Below are 17,102 nucleotides of genomic sequence, written 5' to 3' on the forward strand. Positions count from 1 at the left end.
CCTACTTCGTCGTTAGTTCTTGAAAGAGGCGGCTCGTTTCCGGTTCCGGCTGATGCCCCAAATCCTCCAAGAGTGTCTTGGCAAATGATGAATATACTTGCAGTATGGCTTGTCCATCACCCATGGATGCATATACCTTCATCATTAATCGGCAAATCTCTTCAGCATAAGGCTCTCTTTCCTGTAAATCGAGTAACTGATCGATGGCGTCCTTGCCTCTTCCTTGCTTCATGTTCCATTCAGCCAGGTCCATGACCAATTGTATATATTTGCGTCTTAGCTCACGTGCCTTTGATTGTGCCCATGGGTAGTCATGCTCTTCAAGATAGTCTCCGCGATATAACAACATGATCTCCCGCAGCTCTTCCACATTGGTAGAAGTGACTTCTGCATATCCCGCTCCTAGTTCAAACTGCTCCACGTCACTCACCAGATTGCCCGGCAGCAAACGGTAACGATTCATGTTGTATTCCAATTTGCCTGTCATACTCCATTCTTTGAGCAGTTTTCGAATCTGGTATACGGACGTATGCAGATGGGTTAGCCCTTTCTCCAAGGTGACATCAGCCCATAATTTATCAAGCAGAATCTCTTTGCTTACCCATTCTCCGCGATGGTGAAACAGAAATGCGAATAGCTCCTGGGATTTGGTCGTCCTCCATTTATGCTTGGCTGCCTCCGGTTTCAGGCTTCTGTAGATATCCAAATGTTTGAAGGTGAGCAGTCCCGGTAACTGGATATCATCCTCGGCAGCATTGGAAGCTGGTTCCTTGACTTCAGTGGTTGCTGCCATTTCGGGCATAGCAGATTTCCAAGCCGCAATCCGATCAATGGTTTTGCCCAATCTTGCCGAGCTTACCGGCTTCAGAACATAATCTAGTGCATGCAGTTCAAATGCTTCGACTGCATGATCAGCGTACGCTGTTACAAATATAATTCGAATGTTGTTATCCAGCTGCTGTATATACTCAGCCGCTTCCAGTCCGTTCATTTCTGGCATGCCAATATCCAGAAACACCACATCGACACGTTCTTTTGCCAGAAAATCCAGTCCATCACGGGCTGTTGAAAAACATTGCACGGGTGTAATCCGTCCGTCCGACAATAACAGGCGCTCCAGGTGGAGCTGCGCCGGCTTCTCGTCATCGATTACAATGGCTCTCACTGTTCTTCCAGCCTCCTGACATTACTTATTCTTCTTCGTTCTATATCAAAGGAATTACAGAATAGACTTCATCAACTTATTAGTCTGTTAACCATTATGATTCGTCTCGGCACAATTCTGGGATAATTAACCTCTCAGCAGAGGAATACGGAAATGAATTTTCGTCCCTTTGCCCACATGGCTTTGAATATTCAATCCCTCGCCATATAAGGACATTAAACGCCGGTTGATATTTTGCAGGCCCACGCCTCCCGGTCCTTCTGTCCTTCCTGAATGAACCTGAGCCAAACGCTCCGGAGGGATGCCCACCCCATTATCTTCAACTTGGACGATGATCCGATCGTCTTCTCTGACAATTTTCAGAGTCACGGTTCCACCCGCGGCCCGCTCCATCACACCATGACGAATGGCATTTTCAACGAGTGGCTGAATGCTGAGTGGCGGCACGTAGATCCGAACGTCCGGCTCCACTTCATAGTTGACCACCAGCCGTTCTTCAAACCGGGCCTGTTCCAGATGAACATAGGACTCTACCAGCTCAAGTTCCTTGGTCAGCGGCACCAGCTGGTCCCGGTTCTGAAAGTCGAAGCTCCCACGCAGATAGTGACTCAGTTCGATCAATAGATCTGTTGCTTTGTCCGGGTTAACGGCACAAGTAGCGATAATGACATTAAGCGCGTTATATAAAAAGTGGGGTTTGATCTGTGCCTGCAAAAAAGCCATCTCTGTGCGAATGGCGCCTTGAACGGAGGCCCGCATTTCAATCAGGGTTCGCACCCTCGCACGAAGCTCACCTGCATCGACCGGCTTGCTTAGGAAATCATTGGCACCGGCCTGGAATCCCAGCCTGATGTCTTCAGGCAATCCACGCGCCGTCAGCATCAGGATAGGCAGTTCGGACAGAGAATTATGCTCACGCAGTTTGCGGCATAATTCAATTCCGGACATCTGCGGCATCATCCAGTCGGTAATCACCAAGTCGATTCCCGGGTGTTGTTCTCGCATTTTCAAAGCGGCAGCACCACTATCAGCAGAAATGACCCGGTATCGCTCTGTTGACAACAGATTGTACAATACCTGGAGATTTACCGGATCGTCGTCCACAATCAGAATCGTATGCTCTGCTGCAGGGCCTTCTTCTGATTCATCGAGTTCTGTAGGAAACCCTGCAGATGAATTAGCACGCTCGGCAGGCACGTAGGTCGCTGCAGTCGGTCTGGAAACAGGATGAAGCAGCGGCGTTTTGGCAATGGGCAGGGTGAAGTGAAAAACGGACCCCTGACCCGGTTCTGACTGGGCCCAGATCATGCCTCCGCCCAGCTCTACAAGTTTACGCGAAATACTGAGACCAAGCCCTGTCCCGCCGTTAATTCGTTCACTTGTACCATTCTCCTGCTCATAGGACTGGAATATATCCTCCAGCTTCTCTGGAGCAATGCCAACTCCGGTATCCGCCACTGACATTCGAATCTGATCCCCCTGCACAATCGCATACAGCCGTATCTCGCCTTGCTGCGTGTACTTGTATGCATTGCCAATCAGATTATACAGAATCTGCCGTAACCGATCCTCATCTGCTTCGACCAGTGGCAGGGATGGAGGCCAATCCTGTATTAAGACAATAGGCTTATCCCCGAAGGTAAATCCCGAAACTTCAACCACTGTGCGGGCAACGGACTCCAGATCCACCGCCTCCCGCTTCAGCTCGATCTCACTATTCTTGAGCTTGGAGAAATCCAGAATGTCATTGACCAGCAGTGAGAGCCTCTTACCGGTAGACGTGATCATGGACAGGTTTCTGGCCTGCTTCGGCGTCACAGCCCCTGCCGCTCCTTCCAGCATGGACTGGGCAATATTAATGATGCCATGCAGCGGGGTCCTCAGCTCATGCGACGTATTGGCCATGAATTCATCCTTCAGGTTGTCGATCACAAGCAAGCGTTCGGATAATGCCTCAACTTCACGAAAGGACTGCGCGAACCGAATCGCCGTAAGAATCATCTGAGCAAAAACAAATAACAATAGCTCATACAGGGCGAGAAAGGCCGTATCCTGCGTCGTAAAAGCACCGATGGTATACAGAATAACAACCATAAGGATGCTCATCATGCTGATCAGCACGTAATGGCTGTCATTGGGCCTCTTTTTCAACCAATACAACATCGCTCGAAGAGTGTATACAATGACGCTAAGCGACACCATCAGCATTAGAGCCTCCAGTTGCGAGAATAGTACCGGAGACAAGATCAGGCCGATACCACACTGTAGAATCACCAGCGTAATTCCGAGACGTACATACCATTTGTGAATTGCACCCGGAACAAGCGCATCCATATAGCGAAGCAAATAGTAATAGGCCAGCGCTGAACTTATTAATTGAAGCCTTAGAATTTCAGTATTCGGTAGAAACGGTACAAAGGTGCCCAGCAGCTTCTCCCCATGCGTCAGTGCATACATGGCTCCGGAGAGACTGAATAAGCCAAGATAACGAAGCTCCTTCTCACTTCGGCGCAGCCTGAACAGCAGCAGGAAAAACGCCGCAGGGAGGATAAATCCGAAGAGGGTCATCAGATCCTTGAGCCAGTCCCACTGCTGGCTGTACAGAATGCTATGTTCATCTCCAAATAATAGTGAAGCTACGATTCCGCCGGAAGAGTATGTATAGTTGGAAACCTGGATGATGATGTCTGCATGGTCTCCCTCAATCGAGGTAAACCCGGTGAACGGCAAGTTGTACTGGAGGTCTGTTTCCCTTGTTTCCCCAGGCAATCCCTTGCCTCCGATCTCTTTGCCATCTATAAAAATACGGTGTGCCATACGAATATTCTTTGTACGAATGCCATAGTCATTCTTCTCGGAGCTGGGCCTGAGTTTGACACGAAGGTGGTAGGTTCCGTAGCCATGAGCTTCACCCATCGTCTTATTCCACCTGGCCGGGACTTGAAGAGTTTCAGGTGGCCCAAGTGGTTTGCGTCCGGACTCATCCGCTTCAAAATCAACCGGGGTCAGTAATTGGTTCGGAAAGAAGTCCCAGACTCCGTCCAATGTGGCTGCACCCTTTTTGGTGAAATCCCATGTGGTCAAATCGATTAGGCCTTGTTTAACTACCGGATTCCCGCGTTCAGTTATAATACTCTGCACAATCCACCCCACAGGGAAGACAACAATACAAATGAAACTAATCGTCAGCATAATCCAGTGTTTTTTCATCGAATGAAATCCTTCTGACATGTGACGATAGGCGTCACTTTTTGTCGTTTTATCTTCATGATCCATGTTACACGTTTCTGCTGCCCACGGAAATAGAAGGAAACTAAAAAGAATCACATTTTTTAAGCCGTTCACCATCTCGTATGAACTCTGCATTATAAACTTACAACATAAAAAAAGGACGGCCAGCTGTTCAATCAGGAAATAACCCTGATCGCAACTGACAATCCTCTCTTACCCGCTTACAACCTGTGACAGTTTCTGTACGATGCCTGACCAGCCCTGCTCCATTCGCTCGCGCACGATGGCATGCGCCTGTCCGAATTCAGTCAGTTTATCAGAATCCCAACCACTGTGAACCAACGTAAATGCTGTACCTTCCGGCTGCTCCTGCAGTTCGAAGGTTAGTGCCCAATCCTTGCCCCATTGAAAGGAGAGCTTATGAAGCGGCTGAACTTCCGTCACCCGGCATGGTGATTTGCCAAAAGGTCCCGCCTCCAGCACGAATTCATGTCCTTCCACCGGCTCCAGATTACTTGGCATAAACCAGGCTTCCATGCCTTCTGCCGTTGAGACAGTCTCCCATACCTTTTCCAGCGGTGCATGAAGTACCAATTGCTGCCGAATGTCCGGCAGTGCGCTCGATGATGATGTCATAACCATCGCCTCCTTAAATAGATATTACTCATTGTTCGGGATATGAAGATGGGTGTCAAATGAATTCATTTAACAACCAAATCTAGCATCGGATCTCCTCTTAAACGCACCTCATTTTGAACGCATAAATAAAAGATGTGCAACTCCCGTCTTAGTCTGCTCTGAACAATGGAATCCCAACCGTAACCGCTTGACTATCAACATGCAAAATCAGGCCGCAGCATAAGGTTCACCCTTGCCGCGGCCTGTCTTACAAGCTGATATATGTTTTAGATAAATTAATAACCGCGGGAATATTGCTCCGCAATCGCTGCCTTATCCTTGCTAACGCCAAGCTCCAGAGCCGCATGGTTAGCCCAGTACGGATCGCGCAGCATGCCTCTGCCCACTGCAACCAGATCGGCATCGCCGTTGCCAATAACCGCTTGAGCGAGAGCTGCGTCATCCAGCAGCCCTACTGCAATCACCGGAACGTTCAGTTCTTCGCGGAAACGACGGGCAAATGGAACTTGATAACCTGGGTAGTTACCCGGCTTCCGTTGTCCAGCAGGTCCTTCTCCGCCAGAACTGATGTGGAATATGTCCACACCTGCTGCCTGATAGGCACGAGCCATTTCCAAGGTGTGCTCAATATCGTAGCCGCCATCAGCGTATTCAATTGCAGATATGCGCATGATGAGCGGCATGTCTTCCGGCATTTCCTTTTTCACCGCACGAATAATCTCAACGCCGAATCGAGCCAGATCCTGTCCATATACATCTTCACGATGATTCATCAGCTTGGAATGGAACTGGTGAATGAGATATCCATGTGCTCCGTGCAGCTCAATGGCATCCACTCCAGCCTGTACTGCGCGGCGAACACCGTCCGCAAATTTCTGTACCATTGCTTCTACTTCTTCGGTAGTTAACGCACGAGGCTCCCTAAAGTCTTCACCCGGGAAAGTGACCACGGATGGAGCTACCGGCTGCTCTGCATCCTCTGCTTTTCGCCCAGCATGTGCAATTTGAATCGCCACTTTCGAGCCATGGGCATGCATGCCATCTACCAGCTTGGCAAAGGCCGGAATATGCGCGTCTGACCAGATGCCCAGGTCGTTATCGGTAATGCGGCCATCTGGTTCAACATCTGTCATTTCGATGACAATCAGGCCTGTACCCCCAACCGCACGACTTACATAGTGAACCTGATGCCAATCATTCGGGATGCCATCCTTGGCAGTTACCGAGTACTGGCACATGGGCGCCATAACTACACGGTTATTCAGTTGAAGCCCCTTGAACTGATAGGGGGAAAATAATTTCTCTGACATATGGACACATCTCCTATTCAATATATTAGTATATGTTGAGGCAATCGCTTGTTTTTCAACATGAAAAACAGTTACCCAATCTTGTGCTGTCTTTCTCGCCAATTTTTCGGCCATTCTCTATTATGAAGCAACCTCCCCTGAATGCAAGTACGTACATTTTTGTGCCATAGTACCCTTTTTTATACCTAGAACTCATCCGCCAGCACTTCAGCCCCTACACGAAGTAGGTCCAAAACATGATATGATACCTTCATACACAGGAGATAATATACCCCATATGAAACCAACCCAAGCTGAAGGAGCGATGATGGTGAAAGATATTTTAATCGAGCGACTGACAACTTATGCTCAAATGGATACACAATCGGATGAAAACAGTGAAACCTGCCCCTCCACGCCGGGCCAACTCGCCTTGGGCGAATACCTTGTAGGGGAATGCAAGGCCATTGGTTTACAGGATGTAACGATGGACGAGAATGGCTATGTCATGGCTACTCTGCCATCCAACACGGACAAGGAGGTACCCGTAATCGGCTTCCTGGCTCACTTGGATACAGCGACAGACTTCACTGGCAAAAATGTTAAGCCGCAGGTCATCGACCAGTATGATGGTCAGGATATCGTATTGAACCAGGAGCTGGATGTGGTACTGTCTACCACGGACTTCCCCGAACTGCTTGAATACAAGGGTCACACCCTCATGACAACCGATGGGACAACCTTGCTGGGTGCCGACAACAAGGCAGGTATTGCCGAAATCATGACGGCAATGGAATATCTGATCGCTCATCCGGAGATCAAACACGGAAAGATCAGGGTTGCCTTCACTCCCGACGAAGAGATTGGACGCGGACCGCATAAGTTCGACGTGCCTGCTTTTGGAGCCAAGTATGCCTACACGGTAGATGGCGGGCCACTGGGAGAGCTTGAATATGAGAGCTTCAATGCGGCTGCAGCCAAAATTACAGTCAAAGGTACGAATGTTCACCCTGGAACCGCGAAAAACAAAATGGTCAATTCGGCCAAAATCGCCATGGAGTTCAACCGCCGTCTGCCTGCGGAAGAGGCTCCCGAATTCACGGAGGGGTATGAGGGGTTCTACCATCTTATATCCATTGAAGGCGATGTAGAGCAAACGCAGCTCAGCTATATCATTCGTGATTTTGACCGGGCGAAGTTTGAAGAACGCAAAGCCTATGTATTGAAGGTTGCGGAAGAGCTCCAAGGCAAGTATGGAGAGAAGAGCATCACCGTGCAGCTGAATGATCAATACTACAATATGCGTGAAAAGATCGAACCTGTTCGCCAGATTGTTGACATTGCGCATGAAGCCATGACTCGTCTGGACATTGAGCCCGTTATTCGCCCCATCCGCGGAGGAACGGACGGTTCCCAGCTCTCGTATATGGGCATGCCTACACCAAACATCTTCACAGGCGGCGAAAACTACCACGGCAAATTCGAGTATGTTTCGGTTGATAACATGGTGAAAGCCACTCAGGTTATCGTGGAGATTGCTCAATTATTTGAAGAGCGCGGCGATATTTAATCATCGGCATTGTACATCGTACATGAATTACACGGTTTAGATAGCAAAGAGCACCCATTGCTTAGGCATAGGGTGCTCTTTGCGTTACAATTGAGACTTTCACATCCATGGAGCCGATCTTATTCATACATGTTCCCTCCGGCAATCTCGCGCAATTGCTCCAAATGACAGATGACAATCTTGCGCTGTTCCTTACGGATAATCTGCCGATCACAGAGATCATGGATTACCCGGTTCAGATGTCGGTAGCTCGTCCCCAGCATATCTGCCAGCTCTGTCAGCTTGGACGTTTGGATCTCTTCCGTCACCTGCTCGCCCTGCTCCATCGTTGACAACAGATAGCTGGCAAACCTGCTTTCTACCGGGTACAGCAGATTCAGGCTCGATAAATTGGAGAACGTATACAGTTTATGGGTCACATGATTAAGCATGAAATGCAGGAATTTTGGGTTATCCGCATACGTGTTTTGAAGGTAACGATAGCTAACGCCCAGCAGCAGACTTTTGTTGACAGATTCAACCGTATTCTTGGCTTCCTTTCCATTGACCAGCTCCAGATCACCCACGAGGGCTGGCGGCGTGCTGAAACGGAGCAGCAATGACTTGCCGTTAGGCAGTGTCGTATAAATCTTCAGTTTGCCTTCAACAAGAAAATAGAACCGTTCCGGCCGTTCTCCCTTCGCACATATAATCTCACCTTTGGAGGCTTCCAGTAGTCTTAATTCTGCAAGCGCAGGCTCATCCAGCACCTGATCCAGACCATGTTCACGTGCCAGCTGACGCATCCGCCCAAAATCCATGATTTCTCTCATTTCCGGTAACCCCCACCCAAGTATTTAACGTATAGAAATGGACATATGTCCCAATTTCGGCATCAGACTGCTCCAATATCCTGATATAAAAATAGTTACAACTAACACTTATATCCAATAAATCATTTTACATGGGAAAATTCTCAGATATCGTCCGTAATTCGTCATCATTTTATTTAAAAATGGAGTTAATGATAGCGCAATCTTATCCGATGATAATTAAAGCATTATGTACGTTTTTTGAATTCTAATCGCAAATTAGGAATAATGAAAGGATGGTTCGACCCCATGAATGTTGTAGATGCACTTCTGAAAGTTATGCCTTATATTAGCCTGATTCTTAGAGAACCAGCCGGTTTGACTGTGTATGATCATGAGAAAGTATTGTACGCCGTTGCCAATGAGAGATTCAATCTCGGTTTTGAAAAAGGTGAGCCACTGCTGGACGATTATAAAAACTTTACAGCTCTGACTAACGGGCGCGAACCTTCGCTCACCAAACTGCCCCCAGAAGTCTACGGAATTGAGCTGGATATTTTGAACATTCCTATCTTTGATGACAATAATGAAGTTGTTGCCATTTTCTGCATATCCTACGATCAATCCAATCAGAATCAGCTAGAAGCCATTATACAAGAAAATCAATCCATTAATAGCAACCTGGTGGAGATGGTTCAGCACGTAGCAGCTCATGCCGAGGAATTGCAGGCGACCAGTGAACAAATTCTGGAGAACACACGCCTTGCAGTCCAAAACTCCGCTGAAATCAATAAGGTTGCCGGATTCATCCGGGAAGTCTCCGAACAAACGAACCTGCTGGGCCTGAATGCTGCTATTGAAGCAGCGCGTGTAGGCGAGGCTGGTGCAGGCTTTGGCGTTGTTGCTTCCGAAGTGCGCAAGCTCTCCGTGGACGCCAAGCAGGCGACAACCGATATTGATGCAAGTCTGAAAGACGTTCAACAGGTCATTAAACAGATGGAAGTGGAAGTTTCACAGATTGCTGCCTCTTCCCAGGAACAAGCCACTCTTGTATCCTCCTTCACCGATGTCATTGAGAAACTGAATGAAACGGGCGACCGGATGAAAATGCTGGCAGATCAACTGATCAGTTACTCTGTTCATACAAAGTAAAATGGTATCCTGAGCGATCAATAGGTATCTGAAAATATACCAAATAATGAAACAGGACCCCGCGAGCCCTATTGGTATCGTCGGTGTCCTGTTTTTTTTTGTTTTATCATCCTACCCGGCTCTTATCACCCGAGCTTCGCTAATCCTACTTTGCAATCTTCATCTCTTGGGTTCCTGTTACGCCCGCTTCAGACTCCCAGCACTCCACCTCACCCGGAATATGAATAAGGTCACGGGTAAAGACGGGGTCACGCCCCTCAGCCTTCTGTCTTTTGTAATCCTTCAGCGCTTCAAACGTGACCTTGGACAACATGAGGATCGCAATCAGATTGACGACGACCATCAGCCCCATAAAGAGATCCGCCAGATCCCAGACCAGCTGCACTTTGGCTATTGCACCAAACAGCACCATGGCGATGACGCCAATTCGGTACACCCACAGCCACATTTTATTGGACTTGATAAACTCAATATTGGTCTCCCCGTAATAATAATTCCCGATGAGTGTACTGAAGGCAAACAGGAAAACCATAACAGCCAAAAAGCCTGATGCCCAAGATCCGATATGCACACTCAATGCTGCCTGGGTCAATTCAATGCCCCCCAGGTTGGAGCCTTCGTAGACTCCGGACAGCAATATAATCATGGCCGTACTTGTACAGATAACAAGGGTATCGGTTAGCACGCCAAAAGCCTGAATAAGTCCCTGCTTGACCGGGTGTGTCGTATCCGCCGTAGCTGCGGCATTAGGCGCACTACCCATTCCCGCTTCGTTGGAGAACAATCCACGCTTGACGCCGTTCATCAGCGCTGCACCTAATGTACCACCGGCGACCTGTTCAATGCCGAAGGCATTTTTTACGATTAGCACGATCATGGCCGGAAGCTGCGTGATATTCGCCAGCACTACAAATGCAGCAACCCCGATATACAGCACAGCAAGGACCACCACAATGTATTCGGATGCCTTGGCAATCCGTTTCACGCCGCCCATAATGATTCCGGCGAAGATCACTGCCATTACAATACCTACCGTCAACCGATCGAGACCGAACGAATTCTGGAATGCCACAGTGATCGTGTTGGACTGCACAGCGTTAAAGACAAGGCCGAACGAAAGGGTAATGAGAATGGCAAACAATACCCCCATCCACCGTTTGCCTAGCCCACGTTCCATATAATAAGCCGGTCCTCCGCGGAAGACCCCATTATCCTTCACTTTATAGATCTGTGCGAGTGTACTCTCTACGAAACTGGAGGCTGAGCCGATAATTGCAATGATCCACATCCAGAACACAGCACCCGGTCCCCCAAGGGCAATAGCCAGCGCAATTCCCGTAATATTACCGGTACCTACACGGGCAGCCATGCTAATACAGAACGCCTGAAAAGGCGAGATTTTATCCGCTTCCTTGCTTTTGGGCTCAGCCAGCACCTTGACCATGTCTCCGATCATGCGGAACTGCATGAACCTTGTCTTGGTCGTGAAGTAAATCCCGCATACGACCAGCAACAGGATCAACAGCTTGGACCATAAAAAATCGTTGAAAACAACGACAATATCTTGTATCGTTTGCTCCATTGGCAATACTCCTTTTATTCATAAATTGTTAAACCGCATTCCATTTGCATGTCTGAGCGTAAAATTCCCATACTATTGCATATAGAATCCCATGGCATACTTCTGAATGATGATCTTTCGTTCCGTTTGGCATTTGTACCATTCCACACAATTCATAGCCAGCTCATTCAGATGTTACTTATACTACAGTCCTATCTACGAAAAACGACACTTTCCTACAACAAACATTGGATTTTTTTTATAAAAAGGCCGCTTTCAGCAAAACTTTGTTACGTTATCTGACATATTGGCTTATTGCTGCATGGCTGGTTCTATGCAGAAAGGAAACAACGAAGTATGATAGGAATTAAATTGAACCACAACTCAGGGCAGTTCATCTGTCTGAACATACATTGGCCCAATTACATCCGCTGAGGAGAGGAGGATACCGAAATTATACGTTATTTTATCGTGGATGATGATCCTGGCGTTCGTTCCATGCTGATGGATATTATTGAAGATGAGGGATTGGGCGAGATTGCCGGAGAAGCAGAGGACGGAGCTCACATCCATGCCGAGCTGCTGGAATTACAGAAGGTAGACGTGTTGCTGATTGATCTGCTCATGCCCCATCGGGACGGAATTCAGACCGTACGTGCACTGGAAGGAAGATTCGAGGGCAAGATCGTGATGATCTCCCAGATTGAATCCAAAAACATGATCGGTGAAGCCTACTCGCTAGGCATCGAATACTACATTACGAAGCCGATTAATCGGCTGGAGATTCTATCCGTTCTCCGTCTGGTCGAAGAACGTCTGCGGATGCAGCAGTCCATTAAGGATATTCAGCGGACATTGCAGGGATTGACCGGCATCCAATCTGCCGGACGCCAAACCGCGCCTGCCCCTAATAAAACCATTGCGACCGCAGGACATTTCCTTCTCTCGGAAATGGGCATGATTGGTGAAGCAGGCAGCAAGGATCTGCTGGACATGCTCGAATATCTGGAACAGATTGAAGCTGAAGATCACACCATATCGCCTTATACATTCCCGTCGCTCAAGGATATTTTTCAGAATATCGCGATTCGCAAACTGGGAACGGATGCCTCGGCCACAGAAATAACCAAAGAGGTCAAGGCCTCAGAGCAGCGTGTTCGCCGGGCAATATTTCAAACGTTAAGTCATGTGGTGTCCCTGGGATTAACGGATTACACACATCCCAAGTTCGAGAACTATGCGTCTAAATTCTTCGATTTTACGGAAATTCGCAAAAAAATGCTGGAGCTGCAGAACAATGTGGAGCCTTCCTTGTCCCAGACTCGAATAAATACCAAAAAATTTGTTCAGGTACTGTATATGGAAGCCAAGCGGCTTTTGCACTGATCCGGCGCCAAAATACATGCGGGCATGAATTAACAGGAATCAAACAGCTTCGAGAAGAAAGCTGTCCTTCCGGTTATGTTCATGCCCGCATCGTCATATGTACTCATCTATGTTGTCCAACTATTATATGAATTCCTCAAGCTCTTGTCTGGTTTCGCTTCATTCGATTATATTCATTAATCAATTCATCCAATGCCATGGATTGTCTGATGACATCCGGATGCCCAAGCCCACCCTCGTGATGTTCTACCAACATATGAAGGTTATGTCTGGCTTTTTCGATTTGATTTTTTAGATCCAAACTCATAACCATGCCTTTGACCTCCTTATTTCTGTGTTATATTTTAGTTTTTACTGTCAATCTATAGTTGGATTAACATATGGCATAGTCGGCATGGATGTTTTGTATCCTTCCCCAGTTTTTGAAAGTCATGAATAACTATGTTTGCCCGGATGCCGCAAAAGTGGCGCTACCAAGCCATTTCTGCAATGAGATGCATGTTTTACATCCATATTTTCTCCCCCTATCCTACTTCTTGTATGAATGTGTCTTTATTGTGTATTTTGGAAAATGAACAACAAAAACACCCCTTAGGCAGGCAAACTGAGCAAAGAGGCCAATCGGCATGCTATGAAGGGGTGTTTGAACGTTCAGGATGTTGCATTCACGCGGTGAACAAATTCCTTTCCATAACCGGGCCATTCAGGTACAATAGGGCGATGTGTGTGTCCGGACCCGGCGGATACGAAAGTTAATAGAGGATCGTATTCTTGTATACCATCCTGATTTGATATCATTGGAGGCTCATCAACACCATGCAAACCGATTCACGGACTCAAGTTAAAATCATAAACGCCGATCCCAGCGCAATGGGATTATTTGGGCTGGCTATTGTGACCCTGGTCGCTTCCTCCCAGAAACTCGGCATTACGGACGGACTCAGCTATGCTATTCCATGGGCAATCTTCCTGGGTGCATTTGCACAGTTGTTCGCCTGTATCCAGGATTCCAAACGCAATAATACATTTGGCACGACTGCTTTTGGCGCATACGCATTTTTCTGGTTTGCGATGGGTGCCAACTGGCTGATTAAAATGGGCGTGTTTGGCTCCACCCTGGCAGAACAGGCTGACGGTAAACAGCTCGGATTTGCTTTTGCCGGATACCTCGTATTCACCCTGTTCATGACGCTGGGCGCTGTGGAAGCCAATAAAGTACTGCTCATCATTTTCATTCTGATTGACTTCTTGTTCCTTGGCCTGACGTTTGATGCTTTCGGCGTAGCTCCTCACGTCTTCCATACCATCGCAGCATATGCTGAAATGGGTATTGGTATCGTGTCGCTCTACGGCACAGGAGCTTCTGTACTGAATGCTCATTTCGGTTATACTTTCCTGCCAGTAGGCGGACCGTCCGGCATCTTCAAAGCCAAGGTTTAATATACAGCAGCACCAACCGCCAGCGTGCCGGTCCGCGCCTGGCGGTTTTTTTGGCAATCATGAAATCATCGGAATATGAACTTGGTGGGCACCTATACTAGGAATAACATGAATAGACGATAGACATGGCACATGCTTCAGAGACGCAGAGCCAGAGGTTCAGGAGGAAGAAACATGAGAGAGATACCTAAAGCTACAGAGTCCGAACAAGCGGAGAAGAAATATGTGCGTGAAACTCGCTGTTTCAAGACCGCACGAGTATTCCCGAACGATGTGAACAACCATAACACTTTATTCGGCGGCAAGTTGATGTCCTACATTGATGATATTGCATCCATTGCCGCTTCCAAACTATGCCGGGTCAATACAGTAACAGCTTCAACCGACTCAGTCGACTTTCTGTATCCCATTAACCCAACCGATTCCGTTACACTGGAGTCCTTTGCAACCTGGACAGGACGCAGCTCCATGGAGATATTTGTGAAGGTCATTCGTGAGGACTTGAAGACAGGGGAGAAAAAGATTGCGGCAACGGCATTTCTGACCTTTGTGGCGTTGGATGAAAATAATCGAAAACTCATTGTCCCCCGACTCATTCCGGAGACGGAAGAAGAGAAGAAACTATATGAGACCGCTCCAGATCGGGCGGCCATGCGGAAGCAGCGGCGGGAAGAGAGCAAGAAATTCGCTGACTTCCTTACCGTCACCTATCCTTGGGAGTAGTTACAACATCATCTGGAGGTAGCCGGATACGTGGACACTGTTCTGCTATCCGGTAGTTCCCCACCCATGGAGACGGTCCATTGCTGATACTTCCGGTACGCAGCACCGCTATCCAGTAAACCTTGGCAGGTATAGATGCCCTCTTCAATCGAATTGACACGGCCTGTTACATACAGACGGAAGCCACCATTCAACAACACCTGATTCACAAAAGCGATATGCCCCTCTCCGCTGAGCACCGATTGTGCCACTTCAAGCTGCTTCGCGGCTGTCCATGCCATCTCAGGTACAGGAATATCCAGCTCATAAGCGGCAGGGTCTACCAGTTCCAGTCTTGCATCTCCGTTTTCCACAGCATAAACACGTGTAGGCCGATCAATATACAGGTCTTCCGAACCTTCCATTCCCTGTACCACATAAGCACGGCGGTATCCAAAGCGGGTAAGCAGCTTCGCGATCCGATCCAGAAATGTATTATGAAATACGCCAAAAACAAGATACGGCGAATGGTTGTAATCAATCAGCTTCTCCGCTGTATTAAACACGGTACGAAAGCCAAGTTCTTCACGAAGCGGTCTCAGCTGCCGAAGTGGACCGCACCACTCTTCGGAGGATACGTACATGACATCCGTTCTCTGCGCCGCCACTCTGGCTTCTTCCCGATCCATTTTCCTTGTATCAATACCCGCTTCCCTGAGCAGCGTGGACAGGGTTACCCCCCACTTGGGCGGCAGAGGCTCGCTTCCGTGCAATGTCACCGGAAGCCCGGCAGCTGCCAGTACAAAGGCAACCGGAAAGGTAGCCATGAACGATTTGGTCCGTCCATCATAAGGACCTGCGCAGTCAAGTCCATCGTGAAATACAGACAGACGGTCTGCGCTGTTCCGGCATGCATGAACAAAGGCCTCCAGTTCTTCGACATTCTCCATCTTCATTCGCTCCGCCATTAGAAAAGCGGCTGTCTGAGCAGGTGACACCTCCTGTCTCAGAATGTGCTCGGCTACAGCCAGCGCCTCGGCATAATTCAGATCACGCGAACCGCGCTTTCCACGTCCAACCTCCCTGAGAATCTCAGACATATCCATGATGCATCCTCCTTTCAATTACGACTGGAGCAGTTGATGCGCCTTCACGATTGCCGTGGCGACATCCACCATCCGTTTACGTTCATCCATGGCTCTCTTGCGTAACAGGTCATAGGCTTCCGACTCGGAGATCTGTTTCAGATCACATAAAATGGCCTTCGCCATATCAATCCACTTTCGATCCTCAAGCCGGGACTGCAGCTGTTTCCGTTCCTGCTCCCACTGCTTGCGTTCCATATAACGCTTGGCTGCAAAGTGCAGCGTCCAGTGTATCTCAGGCCCAATCATGGATGGGGTCAGTATTCCATCCAACGAGGCCTCTACCTCGCAGGATTCTACTGAGGAAGAGGCTGTATCCGGTGCACACCACCATATCAATGGGGTGTTCACCTTCCCCTTTCCCAGGCATCGTACCCAATATTCCACATCGGCCAGCGACAGATGCAGGATGGATGCCTCTGCTTCAGCTGCCAGCTTCAGAGCTTCCTTCTCACTGTCTGTCACCTGCACATGGTACCCGTTTGCCCCCAGCAATCTCTCAGGAGTTAGAGGGATTGCATCGGATGAGGCCGCTATCGTTGGTTCTACACGGATGACCAATAAAGATCGCATGATGGATCAATCCCTCCCTAATGCATAGGCAGAATGGTTAGCTTAAGCACCTAAAATGGTTCATCAAGTTAATATGTTATATAACCTGACAATATCTTAAGTTGAAAATATACATGTTTGAAACCAATGATGCATGTCGGTAAGCTGTTGGGCTAATTTCCATAATCATAAAAGGGTTCTTTTCTAACTCCGTCTCTTGTTATTGCCTAGGGTTGTATGCCTCTTCTCCCCTGTAACCGCTACGGCTGTTAGCTTGCGCGTTGCGATACACGCTGTTCGTTCATCGTTCAGTTCTCGATTCCATTACACACATGTAAACATAATTAACTTCAAATTTCAAATACTTTTTTGTGTTAACTATATTGACATGAAAGGAAGGATCTTTTATAGTTAGGCCATAACAACTCCATATTTGAACGATCACAGTTACAACGGCGTAGCTGGTTGAAACGGCAATG

14 protein-coding genes are annotated in these 17,102 nt (G+C 48.0%); 5 read left to right on the top strand and 9 right to left on the bottom strand.

Annotated features, from left to right (window positions below; all coding sequences use genetic code 11):
• Nucleotide 1: 1 nt before the first annotated feature.
• From F4V51_RS27770 to F4V51_RS27785, 4 genes are all read right to left on the bottom strand, one after another.
• Nucleotides 2–1,165 (bottom strand): response regulator, encoded by a 1,164-nt coding sequence (locus tag F4V51_RS27770; RefSeq protein ID WP_153980362.1) that lies wholly within the window; start codon nt 1,163–1,165, stop codon nt 2–4.
• Nucleotides 1,166–1,291: 126 nt separating this feature from the next.
• Nucleotides 1,292–4,441, bottom strand: a complete 3,150-nt coding sequence (locus tag F4V51_RS27775) for an ATP-binding protein (protein WP_236146660.1) — start codon at nt 4,439–4,441, stop codon at nt 1,292–1,294.
• Nucleotides 4,442–4,609: 168 nt separating this feature from the next.
• On the bottom strand, nt 4,610–5,032 hold the full coding sequence (locus F4V51_RS27780; RefSeq protein ID WP_416226500.1) for an SRPBCC family protein: 423 nt from the start codon (nt 5,030–5,032) through the stop codon (nt 4,610–4,612).
• Nucleotides 5,033–5,310: 278 nt separating this feature from the next.
• On the bottom strand, nt 5,311–6,345 hold the full coding sequence (locus F4V51_RS27785; RefSeq protein ID WP_153980364.1) for an NADH:flavin oxidoreductase/NADH oxidase: 1,035 nt from the start codon (nt 6,343–6,345) through the stop codon (nt 5,311–5,313).
• A gap of 310 nt (nt 6,346–6,655) precedes the next feature.
• On the opposite strand from F4V51_RS27785, the gene pepT reads away from it, so the two are divergent.
• A complete protein-coding gene (gene pepT, locus F4V51_RS27790; RefSeq protein ID WP_153980898.1) occupies nt 6,656–7,894 on the top strand; it encodes a peptidase T in 1,239 nt (412 codons plus the stop codon).
• Between the two features lie 119 nt (nt 7,895–8,013).
• Here pepT and F4V51_RS27795 read toward each other — a convergent pair whose 3' ends face one another.
• On the bottom strand, nt 8,014–8,706 hold the full coding sequence (locus F4V51_RS27795; protein WP_153980365.1) for a Crp/Fnr family transcriptional regulator: 693 nt from the start codon (nt 8,704–8,706) through the stop codon (nt 8,014–8,016).
• A 288-nt stretch (nt 8,707–8,994) separates the two neighbouring features.
• On the opposite strand from F4V51_RS27795, the gene F4V51_RS27800 reads away from it, so the two are divergent.
• On the top strand, nt 8,995–9,837 hold the full coding sequence (locus tag F4V51_RS27800) for a methyl-accepting chemotaxis protein (RefSeq protein WP_153980366.1): 843 nt from the start codon (nt 8,995–8,997) through the stop codon (nt 9,835–9,837).
• 145 nt (nt 9,838–9,982) lie between these two features.
• Here F4V51_RS27800 and F4V51_RS27805 read toward each other — a convergent pair whose 3' ends face one another.
• Nucleotides 9,983–11,419 carry an alanine/glycine:cation symporter family protein gene (locus F4V51_RS27805; protein ID WP_153980367.1) on the bottom strand — a complete coding sequence of 479 codons (1,437 nt, stop codon included), beginning with the start codon at nt 11,417–11,419 and terminating at the stop codon, nt 9,983–9,985.
• 435 nt (nt 11,420–11,854) lie between these two features.
• On the opposite strand from F4V51_RS27805, the gene F4V51_RS27810 reads away from it, so the two are divergent.
• The gene (locus tag F4V51_RS27810) at nt 11,855–12,784 is read left to right on the top strand and encodes a response regulator (RefSeq protein ID WP_153980368.1); all 930 of its coding nucleotides are present in this window, start codon (nt 11,855–11,857) and stop codon (nt 12,782–12,784) included.
• 136 nt (nt 12,785–12,920) lie between these two features.
• Here the strand turns inward: F4V51_RS27810 and F4V51_RS27815 are convergent, their stop codons facing one another.
• Nucleotides 12,921–13,097: an aspartyl-phosphate phosphatase Spo0E family protein gene (locus F4V51_RS27815; protein WP_153980369.1), complete on the bottom strand. Its 177-nt coding sequence runs from the start codon at nt 13,095–13,097 to the stop codon at nt 12,921–12,923.
• 503 nt (nt 13,098–13,600) lie between these two features.
• Between F4V51_RS27815 and F4V51_RS27820 the strand changes: the two genes are divergently transcribed.
• On the top strand, nt 13,601–14,224 hold the full coding sequence (locus tag F4V51_RS27820) for an acetate uptake transporter (protein ID WP_095290778.1): 624 nt from the start codon (nt 13,601–13,603) through the stop codon (nt 14,222–14,224).
• Between the two features lie 174 nt (nt 14,225–14,398).
• A complete protein-coding gene (locus F4V51_RS27825; protein ID WP_153980370.1) occupies nt 14,399–14,947 on the top strand; it encodes an acyl-CoA thioesterase in 549 nt (182 codons plus the stop codon).
• A gap of 8 nt (nt 14,948–14,955) precedes the next feature.
• Here the strand turns inward: F4V51_RS27825 and F4V51_RS27830 are convergent, their stop codons facing one another.
• Nucleotides 14,956–16,032: an anthranilate phosphoribosyltransferase gene (locus F4V51_RS27830; protein WP_153980371.1), complete on the bottom strand. Its 1,077-nt coding sequence runs from the start codon at nt 16,030–16,032 to the stop codon at nt 14,956–14,958.
• Nucleotides 16,033–16,050: 18 nt separating this feature from the next.
• The gene (locus F4V51_RS27835) at nt 16,051–16,644 is read right to left on the bottom strand and encodes an ANTAR domain-containing response regulator (protein WP_153980372.1); all 594 of its coding nucleotides are present in this window, start codon (nt 16,642–16,644) and stop codon (nt 16,051–16,053) included.
• Nucleotides 16,645–17,102: the final 458 nt, after the last annotated feature.

The organism is Paenibacillus xylanilyticus, assembly GCF_009664365.1.
GTDB classification, from domain to species: Bacteria; Bacillota; Bacilli; order Paenibacillales; family Paenibacillaceae; genus Paenibacillus; species Paenibacillus xylanilyticus_A.

Excerpts from the sequence above, each read along its gene's own strand:
- F4V51_RS27780 (WP_416226500.1), bottom strand. The coding sequence starts at position 5,032 with ATGACATCATCATCGAGCGCACTGCCGGACATTCGGCAGCAATTGGTA.
- F4V51_RS27785 (WP_153980364.1), bottom strand. The coding sequence starts at position 6,345 with ATGTCAGAGAAATTATTTTCCCCCTATCAGTTCAAGGGGCTTCAACTG.
- F4V51_RS27835 (WP_153980372.1), bottom strand. The coding sequence starts at position 16,644 with ATGCGATCTTTATTGGTCATCCGTGTAGAACCAACGATAGCGGCCTCA.
- F4V51_RS27820 (WP_095290778.1), top strand. The coding sequence starts at position 13,601 with ATGCAAACCGATTCACGGACTCAAGTTAAAATCATAAACGCCGATCCC.
- F4V51_RS27805 (WP_153980367.1), bottom strand. The coding sequence starts at position 11,419 with ATGGAGCAAACGATACAAGATATTGTCGTTGTTTTCAACGATTTTTTA.
- F4V51_RS27815 (WP_153980369.1), bottom strand. The coding sequence starts at position 13,097 with ATGGTTATGAGTTTGGATCTAAAAAATCAAATCGAAAAAGCCAGACAT.
- F4V51_RS27825 (WP_153980370.1), top strand. The coding sequence starts at position 14,399 with ATGAGAGAGATACCTAAAGCTACAGAGTCCGAACAAGCGGAGAAGAAA.
- F4V51_RS27775 (WP_236146660.1), bottom strand. The coding sequence starts at position 4,441 with ATGGATCATGAAGATAAAACGACAAAAAGTGACGCCTATCGTCACATG.
- F4V51_RS27795 (WP_153980365.1), bottom strand. The coding sequence starts at position 8,706 with ATGAGAGAAATCATGGATTTTGGGCGGATGCGTCAGCTGGCACGTGAA.
- F4V51_RS27830 (WP_153980371.1), bottom strand. The coding sequence starts at position 16,032 with ATGGATATGTCTGAGATTCTCAGGGAGGTTGGACGTGGAAAGCGCGGT.
- F4V51_RS27800 (WP_153980366.1), top strand. The coding sequence starts at position 8,995 with ATGAATGTTGTAGATGCACTTCTGAAAGTTATGCCTTATATTAGCCTG.